The following is a 21,842-nucleotide window of genomic DNA, read 5'->3' on the forward strand; positions in this document are numbered from 1 at the left end:
TCCTAGCTCCAAGCGCTAACGAACCTGTCACGTCTTATTAGGGTGATTACGATGGAAAATAAATCCTAACGAATCTCAGTCACGTTATTCCTTCGCAAAATGGCTTTTGAATCTGGAATTGGACCACGATGGATGAAATAACGTCTCTGTGATTCGTTACATGTCAGACTTGTGTAAAATGGAGTAAATAGCGTGTTCTCGGTCCGTTAGAACACATTTGAAGCGAACAAGGGGTGTCCTCAGTCATTCATATGACATATGGGACACCCCTTGTTTGATATTCCTGCATGTTATATGAAGACGGCATATCTTTCGACGAAACTCAATCTTTTGAATTCATGATTGCCATGGATGCAGGATCGGGAAATATATATCCTTTAGGCAGCTTCTTCATCAATTCAGTCATTACAGCGTAATCTACGTCGATGTGAGGTGTGGAAACTGGAGTCGAAAACCAGCGATTGTATAGATCACTCGGTACAAGTAACGTCATATCGTAAGTCCTCCTCTGTAGATGGCTTCTTGGTAGACTTGAAATGTACGAAATCCCATCACTTCCAGTGAACGGTGTTGTTCAGCCCAGGCTTTCGCCGCCGCACCCACTGTTCTCCGGGTAACATCATCCTCAAGTAGTGCATTCAAAAGTTCACGGAGTGAGTCGACATCCTGCGGAGGAACAACCCATCCCGTACGTCCAGGTTCAACCATCTCAGGCATACCGGCTGTACCACTAACGATCACAGGTACACCCGCCAGTTGCGCTTCGGTAACGGAGAACGGCTGGGTGTCCTGCAGGCTGGGCTGGACATAGATGTCTGCATGGCGCAGGAAGGAAGGAATATTGTCCAGCTTGCCCCAGAACACAACATCGGCTCCAATACCCGTTGACGCGGCCTGTGACCGCAATTCATCGGTTAGATTGCCTTCTCCTGCGATCCAGCAGACCCAATCGGAACGTTTATTTTTCAGACTGGCTAAGGCCTTGATTAACACATGAACGCCCTTGATGTATTCAAGTCGTCCGGTAAAGGCAATGACTTTCTTGCCCGCAGGTGGTCGCTGGCGGAACTTCACAGCTGCTGAGGCACGGTAGGCTGGGAGATCTATAGCATAGGGAATCTGTCTGAACTTTGATTCTGGAACTGCAAGCTCTGTAAGCGTACTCTTGATCCAGTGGCTTGACACGAGAATGAGCTCAGACTGTGCCGCACTTCGTTCTTCCAATGAGAGAAAATAACGTCCACGCTTGGATTGCAAATATGAAGGGAGAGTAAGCTGTGGGTTGGAATTTTGAGCATCGTAAAAGGCTTCGCGTGCAAGAGAGCCATGATAGCTTGTAACCAGTGGGATATTGCGGTTCAAGATGCGTTTTATGGCTACAGCAGCTACTGGATCTTGCGCATGAATAACGTCATAGTGGTCCACCCCCAGATAAGCGGCCGCCATCTCGAAGGCATATCTATTCAGTTCATAATAAGCGAGAAGAGGATCGGCAGTGAATTGTGGCAGATCAGTCGGATTGAGTTTGGCTTGCAGCATGGGCCACACCTTATCCTTGGAGAAAGCGCGGTTCAGATTACGAACATATACTTCGTTACTGGCACCATTTGTGCCCATGATATCAACCTCTACACCAAGTGCGATTAGCCTGTCGGCCAGTTGTTTAACATATGTCCATATGCCTCCCATATGTGTAAGCTCCCAATACGTAACGAGCAGAACTCTCATAGCGACCTCCTTGTCACGGCCTGCACCGGCCGAGCTTCTATCCTTTTATTCTATGAAAAAAGAGGACCGGAAGGTCGGGCATTTCCGTGTAATTGTCCGAAAATGGGTGAATGCAAATGGCAATGGACGAGAGGACGCATATCCTATGTACAGGAAGGTTCATGCTCCGAAGGAGGGATCTACAGTGGCAGTATATTTACTTGAAATTCATGAGAATCTGTTACAGACATTTGTTCCCATCAAGTATATAGATGTGGAGTTGGCTTATGTGGGCAGCGAGGAAGGGACCGATGTATTTGTTGGTGGAGCCAGCATTCACGGAGAACTGTACCGACATCTTTTTCACATAAGGCCAAATTTGGGGGGAGCGAGCGGTAATCAGGTCATTCACAATCTGGATGTGTCATCCGAGCCTTATGAACTGAGGATCATCAGCAACAGCTCTTCTCCGTATCATCTGGTAATTCGAATATATTGCAGAAGTATTCACGGTCAGACATTGGGCATACTGTCAGAATATCAGATGATGAAGCTTGCAGATTGATATGGACATCATTGCATAGTCATGATTAACCAACGTGTGGAGCAGGGAAGGTGCCTGTTCCATTTTTTTGTGGTGCATCCATAGTAGAATTGTCTGAAAAAAATAGCTTGACAGCAAAGGTATTTTCATTAGAATTAGATCAGTATTAAACGAAAGTTTAAAACGACGATTTAAAACGATAGTTTGAAATTGGTCGTCAATATAGGCTGAGTGAGACGCATGGATAAGCCTGCGTCTACTGGCTGGAAAAGAGTGTGGAGAACGTGGAAGAACAAACAGCAGTACCTCAGGAGCCGGCAGAGTTTTCGCTTAAAGCCATTATACTGCCACTCCTGGCAATTATCGTCGGAATGATTATGGTTATTCTGGACAGCACGGTAGTGAACGTAGCCATTCCGAATCTCGTTCAATATTTCGAGACGGATCTTAAAACCATCCAATGGACGGTTACGGGTTACACCTTGGCTTTGTCTGCGGTTATTCCACTGGCAGGCTGGTTAACGGACCGTTTTGGTGCCAAAAGAGTGTTTCTATTCACCATTGCCATGTTTACCTTGGGTTCTGTGTTATGCTCGATCGCTCAATCACCTGAGCAATTAATCATTTACCGTATCATTCAAGGCCTTGGTGGAGGCATGGTTGCCCCTATTGGTATGGCGATGGTCTTTCGTCTGGCTCCTCCTGAGCGAAGAGGTTCTATCATGGGGATGCTGGGAATCCCGATGCTGCTTGCCCCTGCATTGGGTCCGGTGTTGTCCGGGTGGTTTATTGAATCACTGAGCTGGCACTGGATCTTCCTGATTAACTTGCCCATTGGTATTGCAGCTTTCATTCTATGTATCAAGTTTTTGCCTGATACAGATCGTGGACGCACACCTGCACTGGATCTGCTCGGCATGATTCTGGCGCCAATTGCGTTCTCGATGCTGGCTTACGGTGTGAGTGAGGGTGGAACGAGCTGGACGTCTGCAACAACTTTGACGGGTGTCATTGTGGGTGGGGTAGCGCTCATTTTGTTCATTATTGTGGAGCTTCGTCATCAAAATCCATTGCTCGAACTCCGGGTATTCAAATCATCTGATTTCTCACGGGGAATTATTCTCGCATGGGTGTCACAAGTGGCGCTGTTCGGTGCGATGATCCTGATCCCGCTTTATTTGCAGCAGATCAAAGGGTACACTGCATTGGAAACTGGATTGATCCTGCTGCCACAGGCGTTGGCTTCCGGAGTGGGTATGCCGCTCGGTGGTCGGTTGTTTGATAAAATCGGTGCTAGACCTCTGGCCTTCGTGGGTCTGGGTATTATCTCGGGAGCATTGTTTATTCTGTCCTCCATTACGGCAGAGACAGGTCTTGGCCTGATTATAACGGCTCTGGTCATGATGGGTCTGGGTATGGGCTTGTCCATGATGCCACTCAATACGCATGTATTAAATGCTGCACCGCGTAAGTTGGTTGGACGGGTTACACCGCTCACGGCCGCTGCACAGCAAGTGGTCGTGTCCTTTGCGGTTGCAGGGCTTACAGGCTTCCTTACTTCAAGAATCGCAGACAATACAACGAGTACAGAGCCGACCGCTATCGTTCATGGTTTGGTAGCTGGTTTCAATGATACGTTCTTCCTGGCCGCTTGTATTGCATTGTTCGGATGTTTGCTCAGTCTGATTCTGCGCAAACCTAAGCCGATGCCGGAAGAAGAACTTCAAAATGGCGACAAGCCTGATCCCGCGATGATGATGGGACACTAAGACTCTATAAAAACCATACTAAGGCAGTTCAGAGAAATTTTGCTGAACTGCCTTTTTTGCTATGCTCAATGGAAAATTCGCAGTGCTGTCATCATTTCACGGAAAGAAATGGCATATCGATCTGGTGAAAAAGACAAGCTCATATGCTGTCTGCCCTGAATGCGGATATATTCACGCAGTTTCTGGTTTTTCATGAGGTCCCTTGCCTCGGAGACAGCTGCCTTGACATTGCCAATCGGATAGAACTTTCCAGTCTTGTTATGTGTGATAAAAGAACGCACACCGTCCGAATCCGTACTTAGTACCGGGCATCCACAACTGATGGCTTCAGCGACGGCATAGCCGAATCCCTCAAGCAGCGAAGTCGATAACATGATGCCCCCTGAAGCGGCAATCATGGAATAGAAGGTAGGCATCTGAGAATGGGGAACATTGATGAAGATGCCAATCTTATCTTCAAGCCCGTATTCTGCCAGCATGTGCCGGAACATGACTTCATCTTCTGGATTAGCCAAAGTTGGATCGTGGAACAACCATAGTCTGACTTTCGGATTTTTTTTGACGATTTCACTCGATATGATTAAATATTCACGCCAGTTTTTGTTGTGTTCAAGACGTCCTACCCAAGCCAGCACCGGATAGGGTGGGGTATCCACCAAAATTGGTGCGAAGGTGTCCGTATCCAGCATATTGGGAATAACAAACCGATGAAGCCAAGGGCAGATATGAATGAACATATCCAGCAGGTGGTCTGTGGGAGGCAAAACGGCTGCATCGCAATGGGCTTGAAGGTAAGGGACACCCATCTGTATCGTTTCCAGAGCTTGATCGCGTGTTCCGAGTCCCTGCGCTTCAAAAATAATTCGACCTGTATAACCAAGTCCTCTCAAGCGGCCGGGCATAGCGATGTCTGAAGTGGCAATGATGGCATCATAATGATGAGTATGAATGATATGATGGATATCCTCGTCACTGGACGCGGTGAAAATGGGCGTATCACTGTTGTTCTGCAATCCCGAGCCTGTGTTGAGATACAATAGGTGCGCTTCAATGCCATGACGTTTCAGAACAGCGGTGCGCAGTCGATTTAACGTATCCACGCCACCGCTCGGAACATAAAACGTGAATAATACTTTCAAACGATTCACCCTCTGACTTTTGGTCAGGAGCACATTCTCCTGTACTCTATGTTACGTTGGCTGTAAGTGCAGGGTGTGGGTGCTACTTGGATTGTTCACATTTTGGACACATATTTTTAAGCTGTCTTTTAAGTGTCATTAAGCTGAGGCTAGGATAGCTCACGTAAGATACAAGTAACTTCCCGTGTCTATCATCTATTACATAAGTTCAACGTAACATTTACACGATAACGGAGAGGGCAGAAATAACTTGAAGAAGCGAAGCGTTCGCCTTTATCCCCGGATTTTTCCTTCTGAATGAAGGAATCAAAAAAAATCTGGGGATAACAGTGATCGGAAGGTTATTCTGCCATCGGAGTGCAAGTGTAAATATTTTCAGTTGAATTTATATAACGATCGATGGTGCACGGGTATTTTAACGGGAAAGGATGAATGATGTGCTCGAAGTGAAACAGGTCAGCAAAGTTTACGAAGGGCAACGCGGCGTACATCAACTGGATTTCACTATGGAACGTGGTGAGATTGTTGGCTTTCTTGGGCCCAATGGTGCCGGAAAAACAACAACGATGCGTATGATTACGGGTTATGTGCATCCAACTGCGGGTTCCATTATGGTGGATGGGGTATCGGTGCATGAGCAGGGGCAGCGTGTTCGTTCCAAGATTGGGTATCTGCCTGAAACGCCGCCACTGTATCCGGATATGACGGTGCAGTCCTATCTTAAATTCGTAGCCAATTTGCGAGATGTCCCGGCACGTGAGGTTAAGCTGCGGGTCAGTGAGATGGTTAGCAGACTGGGACTTCAGGGTCGGGAAAGGCAAATGGTACGTGGGTTATCCAAAGGATACAAACAACGCCTTGGGCTGGCAGGAGCCATTATTCACAAGCCGGATTTGCTGGTTCTGGATGAGCCAACATCGGGTCTTGATCCAAATCAGATTATCGAGATCCGGGATTTAATCCGAGAATTGGGCGAGAACCATACGGTTCTGCTCAGTACGCATATTTTGCCTGAAGTGAGCACGCTCTGTAATCGAATGTTGATCATTAATCAGGGACAGCTCGTGCTGGATGGTTCACCTCAGCATTTCGGATCAGCAATGGGGGATCAGTTCAAAGTGTCGATTGAAGTGAAGGCCACTGCGGAGCAATTACAACATGTGCTGACACCATGGGAGAAGGTGCGAAGTGAAGTCATTCAAGCGTCGGATGCGAATACCGCCAAAGATACTTCACTTAATTCAGATTCGGCGAATACGGTTAAAATGCTGCTTACTGGAGAAAACTCGGAAGATTTCCGGGAGGAGCTGTTCTACCTTTTGTCAGGTGCAGGATTACCGATACTGGAGATGAAGAAGGAGAACCTGAGTCTGGAGCAAATTTTCCTGAAGCTGACCACAACCGAGGCCACAGACACAGACGCAAATTCGGCAGATGTGGATAAGGTTGTTGGGGCAGAGATGGATCAGGACGTAACTTCTGACATCGACTCGTCGAGTATATCGGGAACATCAGTTAGTACAGCAGCCGATGCTTCGCCCCAAGCTCGCAAAGGGGAGGACTCCAAATGAGACGAATGATGGCGGTATGCAATAAAGAGTTGCAAGCTTATTTTCTGTCACCAACGTCCTATTTTGCTTTTGCCGTATATGTACTGATGACCAGTCTGCTGTTCTATTCAAGCTTTGTATATTACCAGCCGAGCATTGTCGATTATCGTCTCGTGTTGGGCGATACGCTGTCCATGCTGCTGTTTGTCGTGCCATTGCTGACGATGCGATTAGTGGCAGAGGAATTCAGACAGGGAACGGATGAATTGTTGCTGACTTCTCCGGCACGAGTAACAGAAATTATTTTTGGCAAATATCTCGCTTCTCTGGCCATTCTGGTTGTGCTCATCCTGTGCAGTCTGGTGTACCCATTCATCATGTCGTTCTATGGGACATTGGATATGACGACAGTATGGATGTCTGCGCTGGGATTATTTTTCCTGGGCGGAAGTATGATGGCGATTGGACTGTTCGCTTCTACATTATCCCAGCATCAGATGGTGTCTGCGGTGGCGGGTTTTATTATTTTGCTCGTTTTGTGGATGCTTGATTCATTCGCAGGCAATACAGGTTCTGCTTTGCAACAGTGGCTGGACCCATTTGCCCTGACTAACCGGTTCGACAGCTTCATGAAAGGTGTGCTTAGTGGGCCGGATATATTGTACTATGTCACCCTTTCGGGTGTGTTTCTGCTGTTAAGCATTCAAATTGTGGAACGGAAGCGGTGGAGGTGAGAAGATGAAAAAATGGTTAAGTCATACCAACAGTACCGTGCTGTCCGTAGCGGTGATTGGCATCTTTATTTTGCTAACACTGTTCCTGAATTCACTTGGCGGCTTCCAGCTGGATCTGACCTCGAACAAACAATACACGTTATCTGACCAGTCCCTTACTGCGATCAAAAATGTGAAGGATGACGTCAACATTCTGGTGTTAACGGTCGAAAATGCCAACAACACCGTTCTGAACCGTGAGGTCACGGATATGGTCGAGGAATACACGAAACGTAACAGCAAGTTGAAAATAAAACAGTATAATCTGACGCAGGAACCTGCGCTTGCATCCAAATACGGCATAACAGGCAGCTCCATTGTGCTGGAGCAGGGAGATCAACACAAAGTGATTGATATCGCCAGTCTGTTCACCGCGACAGGGGACGGAAGTGACGGATCATACCAGTTCACAGGTGAGGAAAAACTTACGCAGGCGCTCATGAATATGTCATCCACGGAGATGCGCAAAATGATGTTTTTGACTGGGCATGAAGAGCTGAGTCTCGCTCAGATGACTACGCTGCAATCCTCCTTGGAACAAAATAATGTGCAGACGGAAGAGTTACAGCTGAATCAAGCAGGGAAGGTTCCCGAAGATGCAGATGTGCTGGCGATTATTGGTCCACAACGTGATCTCAGTGATACGGAAATGAAAGCCATTCGCACATATCTGAGTAATGGAGGCAAGTTGTTATTATCCCTCGGATTTGTAGAAGATATGAAATCCAGTTGGAAAAACATCGATGCTCTGATGGCTGATTATGGCGTCGTTGATGAGCATGCGGTCATGGTGGATAATCAGCAAGCCAGTACAATGGGGCCACTCTGGGTGGTGCCGGAGTATGGTACACATGCAATTACGGACAAACTTGCTGCAAGCCAATTGTATCCGATGTTGTCGTTGTCGATTGCGCTGACCAGCAAAGAACAGGATAAATATACCCTTTCACCGTTAATTCATTCTTCGAATGACAGTTATGGGGAGACGAATATCGGCGGTTTATTGCAGAATGAAACAACCAATGATGCCGAAGAGGACATTCAAGGACCAGTTGAATTAGGGTATGCAGCCGATACGACGGATGGCAAACCGAAGGCGGTTATTCTGGGCTCGTCCATTTTCATGCAGGATTCGGAAATTGCGAATGGCGGCAATCGGGACTTTATTTTGAATACGGTAAACTATTTGAGTGAGAAAGAAAATGGATTGACGATTCGCCCAAGGGTACAAGCCGGCTATGAGACGGCATACCTGAATGACGAGCAAGCCAGAACGATTTTCTTCGTGGCTATTGTAGCGTTCCCACTCCTCTTTGTTATCATCGGTGTACTCTTATGGTGGAGGCGTAGACGGGTATGAGAAAATGGGTCCCAACAATTCTGGTGGTCATTGTACTAATTGTGGGCTGGGTGTACGCGGACAGTCAAAATTATTTTCGGGAAGAAGAAGCGGTGCAAGCCAAGTTGCTCGGTATTCAATCCGGGGATATCCAATCCATTACAATACATGACACAACGGAGGAGACATCCGGTGCAGCAGCATCTTCGACCCTGACGCTTGAAAATGGCGTATGGCAGATGGTGGAACCGAAAGCCTATCCTCTGAACGGTTACAGTGTAAGTAGCTGGCTGGATGCTCTGAGTGGTGCAAATCAGGAACTGGTGGTGGAAGAAGCGCCGACGGATCTGGATAAGTACGGATTAGGAACAGATGCTACACGTATGGATATCAAACTCAAAGATAATCGGGAGATCAAACTGGCTATTGGTGGCCAGCTTCCAGCAGATGATGCACGTTATGTACGTGTTGATTCGGGCCCTGTGGTTGCCGTGCAGACAGAGGCGATAACAAGCATAGCTTTGTCTCGTCGTGATTTGTTGGACACTACACCTTTTAACATGGATGAGACAAATGTTGGGTCTCTGGAGTGGGAGGGTGAAGCAGCTACCTGGATATTAAAAACGACATCGGAGAACGATGCAGCAGAGCAGACTTGGACACTGAATGGAAAAACGATTGAAGCCACAGATGCCGTATCTCTTATCGGCAAAATCAAAAACTTGTCGACAGCAGATGATGTGCGTAAAGCATCCGAGTTGAAAAATTCGGTTCCACGATTCACCCTGTCTGTTGAACAGATGGTCAATGGGCAACAAGTTCGAGATGTGTATCGGGGACTTACGGTGCCGTCCGAATCGGATCAGATCTGGGTCATTACGCCGGATGGTCAATGGGCATATGGCATGGATGCAACCAGTTTAACGGAAGCCGAGAAATTCCCGGATACAATTAAAGCATCAACAACTTCTTCGGAAGAGACACCGAGTTCTGTAAATGACGCAACGACATCCTCTTCAACAGACGGGAAATGAGCCGGGCGGAAGATAAGTGATATTAATTGAGATGTAATATTATTTTGAGGCAGTGCTGCGAACAAAGCAGCACTGTTTTTTTGTTTAAAGGCAAAGAATCTCACTGCCCACGGATCAAAATCCATGATCAAAGAACATGCCATTTGACCAAAAATTACAGGGTAAGGTACCATATCCTTTCAGCATATCGGTACGGTCAGAAGCGCATCCTATCTTTGTGACCAAAACCAACATACATTGGAGGATGAGTACATGCCAGCAGTCAAAAAGGCAACAGCTATTACGTTATCATTATCTACTGCAATCTTTGTAATGGCCGGTTTGACAGGTTGTGGCACGAATCGGGATACCAACAATATGCACACGCAAAGTGTTCGTCAACAAGCGAACGGAATTAACCGTTATGGCGTGGAGTCCAATGGAATGGACGGTATTCGTGCGAAAAGTTATCGCATGCATAATGTCAATGACCTGAAATCCAGTGAAGAGCTGGCAAAACGCATCACGGAGATGAAAGAAGTTAAATCCGCCCGTGTCATGTTAACGGATCGTAATGCTTATGTCGCGGTTCGTTTGGCAGATGGTCATGCAGGCAAGTTGGAAAGCAAGTCCAATGGTCGTACGAGCATGCTGAATGGAACGATGCGTAACCATGCCAGTGATACCATGCGTGGGGGCAACATGAATCATGATATGGGTGGTATGCGTGTGAATGGTGGTACGGGCACAATGTCTCCGTACAGCACTAGCGGAATTGCTCCAGGATTGAACACGAATTCAGCAACGGATCGCAGCCATATGGGCAATGATCGTGGCATTTATGGCACGATGGGCACAGGCGCGGTTGGTATGATGCGTGGTCTGACAAACAGCGGCAAAGCACGTGGGACGGACGATGGGCATTATGGTATGAAAAGTGAAGGACAACGTGTAGATAGCACGGATGATAACACATCAGCTGAGATTAAGGGTAAGATTTCAGCCAAAATCAAGCAGTTTGCACCGAATATCGAGAATGTATATGTATCAGCCAATCCGGATTTTGTGAAGCATGTCGAGAACTATGCCACAGATATGCGTAACGGTAAGCCCGTTAGTGGCATGATCGATACGTTCCAATCGATGGTGGAGCGCATCTTCCCAACGAACGGAACAGGTACGAATCACCGTGATGGCGTCCTTGACGATGGCCTGATGAACCGTAATCACAACGGTGGTGTCATGAATCGAATGAATCGGTAGTTCATAAGACAGATGAACAAGTGTGCCTTTGCGCAGATGGTAACATCCGCTGCAGAGGCATGTTTGTTTTAAATGATCTTTAATACATAGACAACTGCTCACGTTCTCTTTGGACAATGAATCACATGTTTACTGCCCATTTTTCTTATAAAACTGAACCAACGCCCTTGACCTGACATAAGATGAGTTGACTGTATCCCCTTAACCTTGTTACACCAACACAACCCGAGCAAGGAGGGGTGAACATTGAAGGGTATCGATCATAAAAGCAAATTTTTGTTGACCCACCGTGAACGCGAAGTATTCGAATTACTGGTTCAAGACAAAACAACGCGTGACATCGCAGGGCAGTTATTCATCAGCGAGAAAACGGTGCGTAACCATATTTCGAATGTGATGCAGAAACTCAATGTTAAGGGTCGTTCGCAGGCAGTTGTCGAGCTGATTAAGCTTGGAGAACTGAAGATTTAGTTGCGAATTACAGTTAGGATTAAGTAGCAGCATGAAAGCCTTTCTCTATTCTTTGTCAAGAAGAATGGGGCAAGGCTTTTTTGCTGCTGATTTATAGTTTATTACATCAGATGATCCGCTGTTCAGGGATTAAGTCACCCATCCATGGTGTATAAAAATAAGCCACGCAACGCAACCATCCAAAGGTTATCATTACATGGCTTATGTTGAAAATTGAACATCCATTAATTCAAAGTCGACTTTGCATGAGGCTCTCATCATAAAATCAATGCCAATGATTCCGTCAAAACCATAAGGTTCTTGAATTGAACCAAGTTGAATTGGAAAATCAGTCAAAGCAATATGCTCAATATGAAGATTGGGAATGTGCTGTTCATAGCAGATTTCGCTCGTTCCACCTACCCCATACATTCGCTTAGCTCGTCCATTAATAAAATCAATCTGTATACCTACTGCAGCTAATGCATCGGTATCAAACACAGTTGCTGCACAGCCTGTATCAAATAAAATATTATGCAAAATGATAGTTTGTTCATTATGGCTTATGGTCAAGGATACGATAGGTAAGCCTTGCTGTAGTTGTAGTTTCATGTTCGTTGCCGCACTCCTGAAAAAAATTCTTCTACAACCTCAACATCGCTTCTGCTCGTATGAAAGACATATAACTCGCGTGTCGGATGGAGCTTGTGCAGTTCTTTGTAACCGCTCCAGGCTTCTTGAGGATTATCATAGTTTTGAATAACAGCTATATCCTCTAGTTGACGGACACGGTTGCTGGAGCTTGCCTTGATTGCTTCCACAAGCACAAAACGATCTGGGTGTAATTCAATAATCTCTCCCCATTTCATCGGTGTCACCTCACTTGGTTAGTCGTATTTTTATTATAGCATAGTCGTTTAAGGGTGTAGGAAGTAAGCATGTTAATTGCGATTATGTGGTACCTTGTAGTTATCGAGAGACCTACATAGCAACAGGGCGGGGATATGAATATCTCGTTAACCGTTTCGGCCCGAATCAATGGTTGAAAAGACATTTGAATCTTAAACTGCATTGAAAATGAAAGGATGAGCTGTGTGGACCACTTTTTAAGTGAATTTGAAAATCAATTTCGAGCGGGGTTTCTTCCTGATCTGGAACAAACGCTGGCTAAGGTAGAGCACGAGAAAGTATATGCTTGTGCCTTTGGAACAGACAGTGATTGGGTAACGCTGTTCATGGCGGTAAATACAGAGGAATCCCTGGCTAGGCATATTGTGAGTATGAAAGAGCAAGGGCTATGTGATAGTGAGGAGGACGAGATCTATTACAGATGGGGCTGCTCCGAATATCAATATGGCGAGGATACGCACTTTAACCACATCAGTCGATTGTTGTATGCAACAGAAGATGTCCAGAAGTATAAGGATGAGATCATTCGAATCATCGCCAAAGTTGTGAATGAGACAGCAGATGACGTTTTCGCTCGATATGGACAAACCAAAGCAGACATTACGTTTTTCGTTTCTCTCACAGATGATGATCTGGCGGAGGAAATTGAAAATCAATCGGTCCATCAAATGACTGTACCCGGCTTAGCCAGCAAATTCTTAAAACGATATGATGACATGAATTAGACCGAGTTAACTTGAGTTGAGCGTTTAGTTGAATGGAAATTGCATTAAAACGATTTGAATCTTAGTACCGCGAAAGTCTTTCCTATTCTTTAACTAAACTAAAGAAGGAAGAGGCTTTTTTGTTTTAGCGTGAAAAAATGAAACAACCGAATCCATACACTTATTGATTCCTATTCATTTGAAGGAACGTCCTCCATTTTTTCTTCGAAAATGGCTGATAAAAGAGCTGCTCCAATTCCTCAAATTGTGCTTCGTTCAGATGAAGATGGAGTGCTCTTTTCGCAATTTTTGCGGCAGGCTGGGAAGCGGATTTCCTTCCTCCGGCTTTTCGTTTGATCGGAATATGAAATTGCAGCAGATCTTCAAGGTGATTCCATCCTTCCCAACTCAACCGACCTCCGCGTTTCCAGTCGATAGCATAGAGGGCATAATAGGTGTGTCCTTCTGTTTGTTTGGTAGCAATAATCCAGGTGGAAGGACTGAACTTTTTCTGTTGTCTTCGATTCATTAGAATTGCACCCCTCTCGATTCTCAATATAAAGGACATCAACTATGCGTATCAAGCAGGTCAGGGTCTATACACGCTCAGCATCATTGCAAAAGTCATGTTAAATTCCTCTTGATTTGCAGGATCGTCTTGATTAAAATGAAGTTATAAAAATAATTTTCTTAATTTGTTAAAAATAAATAAAAATAATTTTCATAAAGTGAGGTCCTCATGGCAGCCATATTACGTGCGTTGCAGCAAGAACTAAATAACCTTCCGTCTCAGGAGCGACGTATCGCCGAAGTCATTATGCAATCTCCATCGGACATTCCCGGCTGGACGATTAGTCATCTGGCAGAGCAGAGTGGGACGAGTGCGGCGACGGTAACCCGCTTTTGCAAGTCGTTTCATTTCAAAGGCTTTCCTGATTTCAAAATGAAGCTCGCCGCAGAATTGTCCCACGCATCCGATGAAACGGCGTATCAGGATATTGTAGCGGGCAATTCACTATCCAAAATTGTTGAAGCTATCGAAGCCAACCACCTCGCGTCTATTGCAGACACCACTCGTTTACTGGACTTGGGCAGATTGGAGCAAGCCGTTCAATTATTGTGCCAGGCTCGCCGCATTGATCTGTACGGTGTGGCCACCTCTTCGATTGTTACACAGGATTTCTATCAGAAACTGGTGCGGATTGGCAAAAGCTGTACGGCTTTCTCCGACTCACACATGCAGATTACATCCGCATCTTCGCTCGCCGAGGGAGATGTGGCGATGGCCGTATCCTATTCAGGCGAAACACCAGAGACCATCGATGCCCTGCATTGTGCCAAACAAGCTGGAGCTTCTACGATTTCACTGACTTCCTATGGAAGTAACACACTCGCAACGGTATCGGACATTCCACTGTTCACTTCTTCTTTGGAAGAGGGCATGAGGCGTGGAGATATGGCTTCCCGTATTGCACTGCTGCATGTGGTCGATATTTTGTTCACAGGCATGGTAAGTGCCGACTTCGACCGTTTTATCCCCAGACTGGAACAATCCTATCACAATGTGCAATCTTATCGAGTCCAACACAACGGAGGTGCCTGACAGATGAAGATGAATATACGAATTTTTGAAAATGAAGAAGATTTGAACGCCACGGGTGCTGGCCTCATTGCCAGCTTGTTGCAGACCAAACCACGGGCTGTATTGGGGCTTGCGACAGGAAGTTCTCCTGTGGGCATATATAAACAGCTTATCACGTTGTACCAGAAGGGGCTGGTTAGCTTCTCACAGGCTTCTTCTTTTAATCTCGATGAGTATGTCGGACTTCCAACAGAACATCGTGAAAGTTACCGCAGTTTCATGAACGAACAATTATTCCATCATATTGATATGGATCTTGCCAGAACGCATGTGCCTGATGGTCAGGCTGCCGATCTGGAACAGGAATGTAATTCCTATGAACAACGGCTGGACGATCGTGGACCGGTAGACCTTCAACTGCTGGGCATCGGACATAATGGTCATATTGGCTTCAATGAACCAGGAACTGAACTTACAGGACGAACACATGTCGTGGATCTGAAAGACGAGACGCGAAAGGCAAACGCACGTTTCTTTGACAGCATCGATGAGGTTCCGGCTCAGGCGATTACGATGGGTGTCGGTACCATTTTGAAAGCCAAACAGATTCTGCTCATTGCCCGTGGCGAGGAAAAAGCCGAGATTATCCGCGAAGCCTTTATGGGCCCAATCACAACGGCCTGTCCTGCATCGCTTTTGCAATGTCATCCAAATGTGGTGGTACTGCTGGACCGTGCAGCAGGGAGGCTGGTGAGATGACCGGAGCGAATAGCCATGAACCTGAGAGACAGCGTGATGAAAATATTTCTCTTCTTCGGGGCAAACTGCTCCTTGCAGATGAAATATTGGAAGACGGTGTAATAGCCTGGAGGGATGGGAAAATCCTTTATGCTGGGATACCGGAAGGTCTTCCTGAAAGGATTCGGAGCGAGGCTTTGCCGCTGTCAGTACCGGAACGTGGTCTCATCGTGCCTGGATTCATTGATATCCATGTGCATGGTGGGAACGGAGAAGACTTTATGGATGCAAGCCCGGAGGTGCTGGACAAGATCACATCTTTTCATAGTACGCAGGGCACGACAGCGATGCTTGCGACTTCGATGACGGCTCCGAAAGAGAGACTGGATAACGTACTTGCTGAGGTTAACCGCTACCGTTCTGTTGACATGCCATATGCACAGCTTGAGGGTGTGCACCTGGAAGGTCCCTTTTTCAGTCCGAAATGGCCTGGTGCGCAAAATCCGGAACATATCATGCTGCCTGATGTATCTTGGCTCGAAGCATGGGAGAAGCAATATCCTGGCCTGATCCGTCAAGTTACGTTGGCACCGGAACGTGAAGGCGCGCTGGAAGTCATTTCATGGCTGCGAGAACAACGGATTACAGCGGCACTCGGCCATACCGATGCGACCTATGAAGAGGTGGAGCGGGCAGTAGAAGCAGGACTTCATCATGCAGTACATACGTTCAATGCCATGACACCGCTGCATCACCGGCTACCCGGGGCTGCCGGAGCCGTGCTGAGTGATCCCCGCATCAGTGCTGAGGTAATTGCTGACGGCATTCATGTTCACCCTGCGGCGATATCGATCCTCGCTCAGCTGAAGCAACATAATGATCAACTCGTGTTGATTACAGATGCCATGTCTGCTGCGGGATTGGATGATGGGGAGTACAAAATCGGCGACCTGCCCGTAATTGTGAAGCATGGCGAGGCCAGACTGAAGGACGGCGGCGCACTGGCGGGAAGCACACTGACGATGATTCGCGGTTTCCGTTACCTGGTACAGGAAGTGGGCTTGAGTCTGAACGCTGCATCAAGAGCAGCAAGTCTGACCCCGGCACGCCTGCTGGGCATTGATCATCGGACAGGTTCCCTGGCTCAAGGAAAACAGGCAGATATCGTTTTGCTGAATGAGGAGTTGGATATTGAGGGTGTATGGGTCAAGGGCAGACGGATCGGTGAGTCATATTAGATTTAGAAAATTAGTATCGTGTTAATAACTCTCATTTGTGATGCATCGGTTTTCGGAGTTAAGACTTGGCTTCTATCTGTGTAGAGGCAACACCCTGAACAATATGTTAAAATAGATCTCAAAAAGACGGGATCTGCGGATCACGCATAACGGAGGCGTGAAACATGGAACGTAACGCTATGCTCGAACATGATCCGTTCATCACAGTGTTGGCGGAGAAGTTGCACATACACGGATATTATGCCTTTTATGGCGAGCATTACAATGAGACCGATATGGAGCTGTACCGCAGGCATCTGTTCACATCATTCAGCAACATCGTATGGGTAGAGCTGGATGCACGCAAAAAGTATATGATTGTCGATCATCGTGGACGCAACACGGTTATGAAACTGATCGAAGGTATGCTGAACATACGTAGGACGCTGCGAGCGAATCAGGCAATGGCAGGTACGGACACCGCTGGAGTCCAGCAGGAGATCGCGCATTTATCCAAGCTTGTGCACATGCTGAAGTTCACAACATTCCGCACATAATGGGGATGAGGGGAGTAGAATCTGGAGGATGTCCCGAAATTGGGTTACTCCTTCTAGTCACAGGCGGATGAACGTCAGCCACGTTATTCCGGTAGAAAATTGATGAATGACATGCAAAACGAGGAAATAAAGCGTCTACGATTCGTTATTGAGTCAAAACTGCGGATTTTCGTCGAATAGGAAGGGCGCAGTTCGTTAAAAAGTAAATACCGAACCATTGAAACGAAATAGATCTAGATCACCAATTATAAAAGGGGTGTACCGTCATGAAGTTGGACGGCACACCCCTTTTATATACTTACATACCTACCTATTACCCTTCATTTGTAAAGTAGGCTCAATCCTAAAATCAGTCATGCGAGAAGCTGCAACGTAGTGGAGGGGACGAAATCGATTCTGAAGAAGCGGAGCGTTCGCCTTTATCGTCGGATTTTACCCTTTGAGAAGGGGAAGCCAAAAAATCCGACGATAACAGCGATCTAAAGAACGATTCGGCCCCGGAACGTCCACTCAGCACGCTCTCATGATCTGGTTTTAAACACGATGATTACAAACTCTTCAAAAACTGAACAATCGTCAACAACCCTTTATCAAAGTTCTCCAGGTTGAAGTGCTCGTTCGGTGCATGCAGATTCTCATCCGGCAAGCCAAAGCCCATCATGACAGCAGGGATTTCGAGTACACGTGAGAGCTTCTCAACAATCGGAATGGAGCCGCCATCTTTGGTAAAGAGGGCACGAACGCCATACACATGCTCATACGCATCTGCTGCTTTTTGCATAATTGGATTGGAAGGATCGGTATTGAAAGCAAAAGCTTTCTCGATCTGTTTCACATGCAGCGTTGCACCCGGTTGAACGTGAGCACGCAGATGTGCTTCGATACGATCCAATACATGTTGTGGATCTTGATCCGCAACGAGACGGCACGTAATTTTGGCATGAGCTTCCTTCGGAATAACCGTTTTGCTGCCTTCGCCTTGGAAACCACCCCATACGCCGTTCAGTTCCAGCGTTGGACGAGCGCCAACACGTTCCACGAACGAGTAGCCTTCTTCGCCGTACAATTGCTCCAGCCCGAGGTCTTGACGAAGCTGTTCTTCATTGAAGCCCTGTTTCACAAATTCTTCTCGCATCTCAGGAGATAGTGGCAGAACGCCGTCATAGAAACCGTCTACACTCACACGGCCTTGCTCATCATGTAGCGAAGCAAGCAGGGACACGAGTGCATGCAGTGCGTTGGGTACACCGCCGCCAAATGAACCGGAGTGCAAGTCGGTATTGGCTGTATTGATATCCACATGCATAGAGCATAAGCCTCGCAGGCCTGTGGAGATTGCTGGTTTTCCTTTTTCAAGCAGGGATGTATCTGAGATCAGTATCATGTCTGCACGCAGCTTGTCTGTATGTTCATTCAGGTAGATGGGCAGGTTCGGGCTGGAGATTTCCTCTTCGCCTTCGATACAGAACTTGATGTTAACTGGCAGTTCTTTGTTTTCGGCGAGGATGGCTTCAACTGCCTTGATATGTAGGAAGATCTGTCCTTTGTCATCCGTTGCACCACGGGCGAACAGCTTGCCATCACGAACGGTAGGTTCGAAAGGAGGTGTCTCCCACAGGTTAAGCGGATCAACAGGTTGTACATCATAGTGTCCATAGATCAGAGCCGTCGGTTTGCCGGGTGCATGCAGGTGATCTGCATAGACAATCGGATGTCCAGCCGTTTGAATGACCTCTACGTTTTCCATGCCTGCACGTGTGAGCGCATCTGCTGCCCATTGTGCTGCACGGTTAATATCCTCTTTATGCGCTGAAATGGCAGAGATACTTGGAATGGACAACCATTCATTCAGTTCTGCCAGGTGTTTTTCTCTATTTTGTTCAAAATAAGTCTGTTCTTTCATTAAAAAGGCCTCCTTCATGTTTGCTATATCTCATTGTAATCCATTTTGTCATGTTAATAAAACATTGGTTAAAAAAATGATCGGTTACAGATCGTTTCATTCACCTGAGGATTGTGCGTATAATACAGGAAAAGGATTTCATCCATATATTCTCAGGGGAGTTGAGGAAGTTTCCATGACAGTCAGACCCGATGCAAGCAGGCAGGTGAGCACCGATGGAACCGACTAGGAGCGAGCGAATATTTGGCAGATTCAAGCGGTTATCCGACTTAAAGGCAGGAAGACATAAAGGAAGATTTTATCGAAACAGCCTGATGCTTATTTTACTCATTGCCAGTATTCCTGGGCTAATCACAGGTATCGTCATGTATCAACAGGTCGTTGGCCGGATGGAAACCGAGTTCAATCGGATGCATCAGAACCAGATCGAGAACCGGGCACGCAATGTGGATGATCAACTGGCTTATCTGGAGATGAACTTATCCCATTGGGCTTTTGAACCGAGGTTTGGCAATGCACTGCGAACGCTGGATTTTGTGTATTATTTCAATGAAACTCAGGAGATTGTGACTACATTATACGTATTACAAGGTTCCCATCCACTGATCAAGTCAGCACAGTTGTATTTGCAGGAGCCTAAGCCAATCTTGTTTAATCGGGATTATACCGAATTGAACGATGAAGCCAAAGTAGAAGCATATGATCGATACCTTTCCATGGGGAACCACGTGTACTGGACAGACTGGGTTTCCAGCATCAACAGAGATACCGAACCTTCGACCAACGATAGTCCACTGCATACGGATGCAGGCAATGCACTTGTTCTAGTACATAAGATACCGGGGGAGAGCATTAATCCGTTTGGGGCACTGGTCATCACGCTGGATAACGAGAAAGTCGCCAGTTTATTGAAAACGCTTACTCCTTATGATGAAGGTGTAACGTTCCTTATGGATCAGGAAGGAAACACACTGGTTACCGGGAATCCGGGAACGGCGGGAGAGACGTCTGCTTTTGAGCAGCAGCTAAAAGAAGAAGTGGCCCTGCATGCGGACAGCCGCTCATTCCTGTTCCGATATGAGGATCAGACCTATTCTGTCTCATACGGCTCATTGAGTCGGATCGATTCGGACTGGACTTACGTCTCCGCAGCACCTCTGACCTCAGTCACTTCGCCAGTCAAGATGGTATCCAAAATCATCGTCATTGCGAGTGCAGGCAGTCTGATTCTGGGATTATTGTTATCCTGGTTTGCTTCCCGCCGAATCTATTCGCCTGTAGCACGGATGCTGCATCTGCTTACGCCTGGCAGAAACGAAACAACACCAACGGATGCCAAGCTGGACGAGTTTAAGCTGCTGGAACAACAGTGGAACGAACTGACTTCCCGCAATGTCACGGCACATCGCCAATTGCAGGAGCAGCTTCCCCATCTGCGCGACAGTTTTGTCTTACAACTTGTGCAGGGGCATCTATATGCCTATAACGAGCAGGATCTTCAGCAGCGGATGCGTAATCTCGGATTTGAGTTGGAGGGCCAGCAGTATTTGTTGGTGCAGATGTATTTTACGGGGTACGAGCAGCTGCAAGGCAGATTTGGAAGCCAGGACACGGGATTAGTCACCTTTGCAGCAGTGAATATTACACAGGAAGTTGCGAAAAATGTTTTCAGGCAGATCAGTGTCATGAACTTCCACGACCTGTCTTCCGCCATGCTTGTGATTGCTCCCCAGGATGAACCTGTGAAATCACAAGCGCTGTTATGGGGACAGGAACTGGTGGAGGTCATTGGACGAACGCTCAAAATGAAGGTGACCTTGATGGTCAGTCGCCCGGCAGCTTCACTTCAGGAACTGCCCGGACGATTCGTTGAGATGGAACAGGCCGTGGCTTATCGCAGTGTGGAGGAAGGAAGTCAGATTCTCGATCTGGAGGATGAGGAATGTTTCCGCAGAAATGAAGCAGTTTCCTATCCGCTTGGGCTTGAACGGGAGTTGCTACAGGTGGTCAGGCTGGGCAAACAAGCCGAAGCGGAACGTGTGCTGGAACAATTCATGAGTGAGATTACGCGGACGGGCAGTACCGAATTTCAGGTGCAACAGATGATGCTTCAATTGCTTGGCAGCATTCAGCACATGATGCTGCAAACGGGTGTCACACCTTATAAGCTGTTTGGTGGTTACAACATGTATGAGCAACTATCCGGTATTCGTGAACCTGTACAGATGAAGCAATGGATGATGAATGAGGTACTCATACCTTATATACAAGAGGTTGAGGTACGATCGCAGGAACCGCTGAAACTGGTGGTGGAACGAACGATGTTGTATATCGATACACATTACCGCAGCGACATTTCGCTGGAGAATTGTGCTGACGAGGAGCAGATGACACCCTATGCACTGAGTAAGGCTTTCAAACAGGTATCGGGCATCAACTTTATTGATTATTTGACACGTGTGAGAATGGATGCGGCGAAGCAATTGTTGCAGGAGACAACGATGAAAATCAATGATGTTGCAGCGGCTGTGGGATATCAGCACAGTTATTTTAATCGGATCTTCAAGAAACAGGAGGGAGTTACGCCGAGTCAGTATCGCGATCAATGGTTTGGACAATAACCTTTTATATCTTTGTCATTTCAGACCGGCATTCGGCTTTATCGGATGACGGTTTTTTCTTTTT

The 21,842-nt window shown here is 46.8% G+C and carries 21 protein-coding genes; 14 read left to right on the top strand and 7 right to left on the bottom strand.

The features are described from left to right. Positions 1–322 precede the first annotated feature (322 nt). Both D829_RS33895 and D829_RS0129525 read right to left on the bottom strand, forming a co-directional pair. Positions 323–493, bottom strand: coding sequence for a hypothetical protein (locus D829_RS33895; protein ID WP_017692522.1), 171 nt, complete (start codon positions 491–493; stop codon positions 323–325). After that, entirely contained in the window at positions 490–1,728 is a 1,239-nt protein-coding gene (locus D829_RS0129525) for a glycosyltransferase family 4 protein (protein WP_017692523.1), read from the bottom strand. The genes D829_RS33895 and D829_RS0129525 overlap by 4 nt, the downstream gene beginning before the upstream one ends. A 184-nt stretch (positions 1,729–1,912) precedes the next feature. Here D829_RS0129525 and D829_RS0129530 point away from each other — a divergent pair, with 184 nt between their 5' ends. Beyond that, positions 1,913–2,272, top strand: a complete 360-nt coding sequence (locus tag D829_RS0129530) for a hypothetical protein (protein ID WP_017692524.1) — start codon at positions 1,913–1,915, stop codon at positions 2,270–2,272. A gap of 263 nt (positions 2,273–2,535) precedes the next feature. After that, positions 2,536–4,020 carry a DHA2 family efflux MFS transporter permease subunit gene (locus D829_RS0129535; RefSeq protein ID WP_017692525.1) on the top strand — a complete coding sequence of 495 codons (1,485 nt, stop codon included), beginning with the start codon at positions 2,536–2,538 and terminating at the stop codon, positions 4,018–4,020. 65 nt (positions 4,021–4,085) lie between these two features. Here the strand turns inward: D829_RS0129535 and D829_RS0129540 are convergent, their stop codons facing one another. After that, a complete protein-coding gene (locus D829_RS0129540) occupies positions 4,086–5,168 on the bottom strand; it encodes a glycosyltransferase family 4 protein (RefSeq protein WP_346773290.1) in 1,083 nt (360 codons plus the stop codon). A 419-nt stretch (positions 5,169–5,587) separates the two neighbouring features. On the opposite strand from D829_RS0129540, the gene D829_RS32170 reads away from it, so the two are divergent. From D829_RS32170 to D829_RS0129570, 6 genes are all read left to right on the top strand, one after another. Continuing rightward, the gene (locus D829_RS32170) at positions 5,588–6,730 is read left to right on the top strand and encodes an ATP-binding cassette domain-containing protein (protein WP_081595123.1); all 1,143 of its coding nucleotides are present in this window, start codon (positions 5,588–5,590) and stop codon (positions 6,728–6,730) included. After that, positions 6,727–7,443: an ABC transporter permease subunit gene (locus D829_RS0129550; RefSeq protein WP_017692528.1), complete on the top strand. Its 717-nt coding sequence runs from the start codon at positions 6,727–6,729 to the stop codon at positions 7,441–7,443. Before D829_RS32170 ends, D829_RS0129550 begins: the two co-directional genes overlap by 4 nt. A 4-nt stretch (positions 7,444–7,447) precedes the next feature. Beyond that, entirely contained in the window at positions 7,448–8,842 is a 1,395-nt protein-coding gene (locus D829_RS0129555) for a GldG family protein (RefSeq protein ID WP_017692529.1), read from the top strand. Beyond that, complete coding sequence (locus D829_RS0129560) at positions 8,839–9,855, top strand: DUF4340 domain-containing protein (RefSeq protein WP_017692530.1); 1,017 nt, start codon at positions 8,839–8,841, stop codon at positions 9,853–9,855. The genes D829_RS0129555 and D829_RS0129560 overlap by 4 nt, the downstream gene beginning before the upstream one ends. Before the next feature lie 252 nt (positions 9,856–10,107). After that, complete coding sequence (locus D829_RS32175; protein WP_017692531.1) at positions 10,108–11,097, top strand: YhcN/YlaJ family sporulation lipoprotein; 990 nt, start codon at positions 10,108–10,110, stop codon at positions 11,095–11,097. A gap of 246 nt (positions 11,098–11,343) precedes the next feature. After that, on the top strand, positions 11,344–11,568 hold the full coding sequence (locus D829_RS0129570; protein WP_017692532.1) for a helix-turn-helix transcriptional regulator: 225 nt from the start codon (positions 11,344–11,346) through the stop codon (positions 11,566–11,568). A gap of 201 nt (positions 11,569–11,769) precedes the next feature. On the opposite strand, the gene D829_RS0129575 is transcribed toward D829_RS0129570, so the two are convergent. Together D829_RS0129575 and D829_RS0129580 are read right to left on the bottom strand one after the other, a co-directional pair. Next, entirely contained in the window at positions 11,770–12,159 is a 390-nt protein-coding gene (locus tag D829_RS0129575; protein WP_017692533.1) for an aspartyl protease family protein, read from the bottom strand. Continuing rightward, the gene (locus D829_RS0129580) at positions 12,156–12,416 is read right to left on the bottom strand and encodes a hypothetical protein (RefSeq protein ID WP_017692534.1); all 261 of its coding nucleotides are present in this window, start codon (positions 12,414–12,416) and stop codon (positions 12,156–12,158) included. The genes D829_RS0129575 and D829_RS0129580 overlap by 4 nt, the downstream gene beginning before the upstream one ends. 225 nt (positions 12,417–12,641) lie before the next feature. Between D829_RS0129580 and D829_RS0129585 the strand changes: the two genes are divergently transcribed. After that, the gene (locus tag D829_RS0129585; protein ID WP_017692535.1) at positions 12,642–13,181 is read left to right on the top strand and encodes a DUF4303 domain-containing protein; all 540 of its coding nucleotides are present in this window, start codon (positions 12,642–12,644) and stop codon (positions 13,179–13,181) included. Positions 13,182–13,341: 160 nt separating this feature from the next. On the opposite strand, the gene D829_RS0129590 is transcribed toward D829_RS0129585, so the two are convergent. Continuing rightward, positions 13,342–13,689, bottom strand: coding sequence for a hypothetical protein (locus tag D829_RS0129590; protein ID WP_017692536.1), 348 nt, complete (start codon positions 13,687–13,689; stop codon positions 13,342–13,344). Between the two features lie 210 nt (positions 13,690–13,899). Here D829_RS0129590 and D829_RS0129595 point away from each other — a divergent pair, with 210 nt between their 5' ends. The 4 genes from D829_RS0129595 to D829_RS0129610 all read left to right on the top strand — a co-directional run bounded on the left by D829_RS0129595 (position 13,900) and on the right by D829_RS0129610 (position 17,254). Next, positions 13,900–14,763, top strand: a complete 864-nt coding sequence (locus tag D829_RS0129595; RefSeq protein WP_017692537.1) for a MurR/RpiR family transcriptional regulator — start codon at positions 13,900–13,902, stop codon at positions 14,761–14,763. A gap of 9 nt (positions 14,764–14,772) precedes the next feature. Next, positions 14,773–15,501: a glucosamine-6-phosphate deaminase gene (gene nagB / locus D829_RS0129600; RefSeq protein ID WP_026081489.1), complete on the top strand. Its 729-nt coding sequence runs from the start codon at positions 14,773–14,775 to the stop codon at positions 15,499–15,501. Further along, entirely contained in the window at positions 15,498–16,718 is a 1,221-nt protein-coding gene (gene nagA, locus D829_RS0129605; RefSeq protein WP_017692539.1) for an N-acetylglucosamine-6-phosphate deacetylase, read from the top strand. Before nagB ends, nagA begins: the two co-directional genes overlap by 4 nt. 164 nt (positions 16,719–16,882) lie before the next feature. After that, entirely contained in the window at positions 16,883–17,254 is a 372-nt protein-coding gene (locus tag D829_RS0129610) for a hypothetical protein (RefSeq protein ID WP_017692540.1), read from the top strand. A gap of 547 nt (positions 17,255–17,801) precedes the next feature. Here the strand turns inward: D829_RS0129610 and D829_RS0129615 are convergent. Then, on the bottom strand, positions 17,802–19,157 hold the full coding sequence (locus tag D829_RS0129615) for a dipeptidase (RefSeq protein ID WP_017692541.1): 1,356 nt from the start codon (positions 19,155–19,157) through the stop codon (positions 17,802–17,804). 215 nt (positions 19,158–19,372) lie between these two features. Between D829_RS0129615 and D829_RS0129620 the strand changes: the two genes are divergently transcribed. Then, positions 19,373–21,778, top strand: a complete 2,406-nt coding sequence (locus D829_RS0129620) for an AraC family transcriptional regulator (RefSeq protein ID WP_081595124.1) — start codon at positions 19,373–19,375, stop codon at positions 21,776–21,778. Positions 21,779–21,842: the final 64 nt, after the last annotated feature.

This window comes from Paenibacillus sp. PAMC 26794 (assembly GCF_000316035.1).
Taxonomy (GTDB): domain Bacteria; phylum Bacillota; class Bacilli; order Paenibacillales; family Paenibacillaceae; genus Paenibacillus.

Coding starts and splice junctions, on each gene's coding strand:
- D829_RS33895 (WP_017692522.1), bottom strand. CDS start 493: ATGACGTTACTTGTACCGAGTGATCTATACAATCGCTGGTTTTCGACT.
- D829_RS0129525 (WP_017692523.1), bottom strand. CDS start 1,728: ATGAGAGTTCTGCTCGTTACGTATTGGGAGCTTACACATATGGGAGGC.
- D829_RS32170 (WP_081595123.1), top strand. CDS start 5,588: ATGAATGATGTGCTCGAAGTGAAACAGGTCAGCAAAGTTTACGAAGGG.
- D829_RS0129550 (WP_017692528.1), top strand. CDS start 6,727: ATGAGACGAATGATGGCGGTATGCAATAAAGAGTTGCAAGCTTATTTT.
- D829_RS0129555 (WP_017692529.1), top strand. CDS start 7,448: ATGAAAAAATGGTTAAGTCATACCAACAGTACCGTGCTGTCCGTAGCG.
- D829_RS0129560 (WP_017692530.1), top strand. CDS start 8,839: ATGAGAAAATGGGTCCCAACAATTCTGGTGGTCATTGTACTAATTGTG.
- D829_RS32175 (WP_017692531.1), top strand. CDS start 10,108: ATGCCAGCAGTCAAAAAGGCAACAGCTATTACGTTATCATTATCTACT.
- D829_RS0129575 (WP_017692533.1), bottom strand. CDS start 12,159: ATGAAACTACAACTACAGCAAGGCTTACCTATCGTATCCTTGACCATA.
- D829_RS0129580 (WP_017692534.1), bottom strand. CDS start 12,416: ATGAAATGGGGAGAGATTATTGAATTACACCCAGATCGTTTTGTGCTT.
- D829_RS0129590 (WP_017692536.1), bottom strand. CDS start 13,689: ATGAATCGAAGACAACAGAAAAAGTTCAGTCCTTCCACCTGGATTATT.
- D829_RS0129595 (WP_017692537.1), top strand. CDS start 13,900: ATGGCAGCCATATTACGTGCGTTGCAGCAAGAACTAAATAACCTTCCG.
- nagB (WP_026081489.1), top strand. CDS start 14,773: ATGAATATACGAATTTTTGAAAATGAAGAAGATTTGAACGCCACGGGT.
- nagA (WP_017692539.1), top strand. CDS start 15,498: ATGACCGGAGCGAATAGCCATGAACCTGAGAGACAGCGTGATGAAAAT.
- D829_RS0129610 (WP_017692540.1), top strand. CDS start 16,883: ATGGAACGTAACGCTATGCTCGAACATGATCCGTTCATCACAGTGTTG.
- D829_RS0129615 (WP_017692541.1), bottom strand. CDS start 19,157: ATGAAAGAACAGACTTATTTTGAACAAAATAGAGAAAAACACCTGGCA.
- D829_RS0129620 (WP_081595124.1), top strand. CDS start 19,373: ATGGAACCGACTAGGAGCGAGCGAATATTTGGCAGATTCAAGCGGTTA.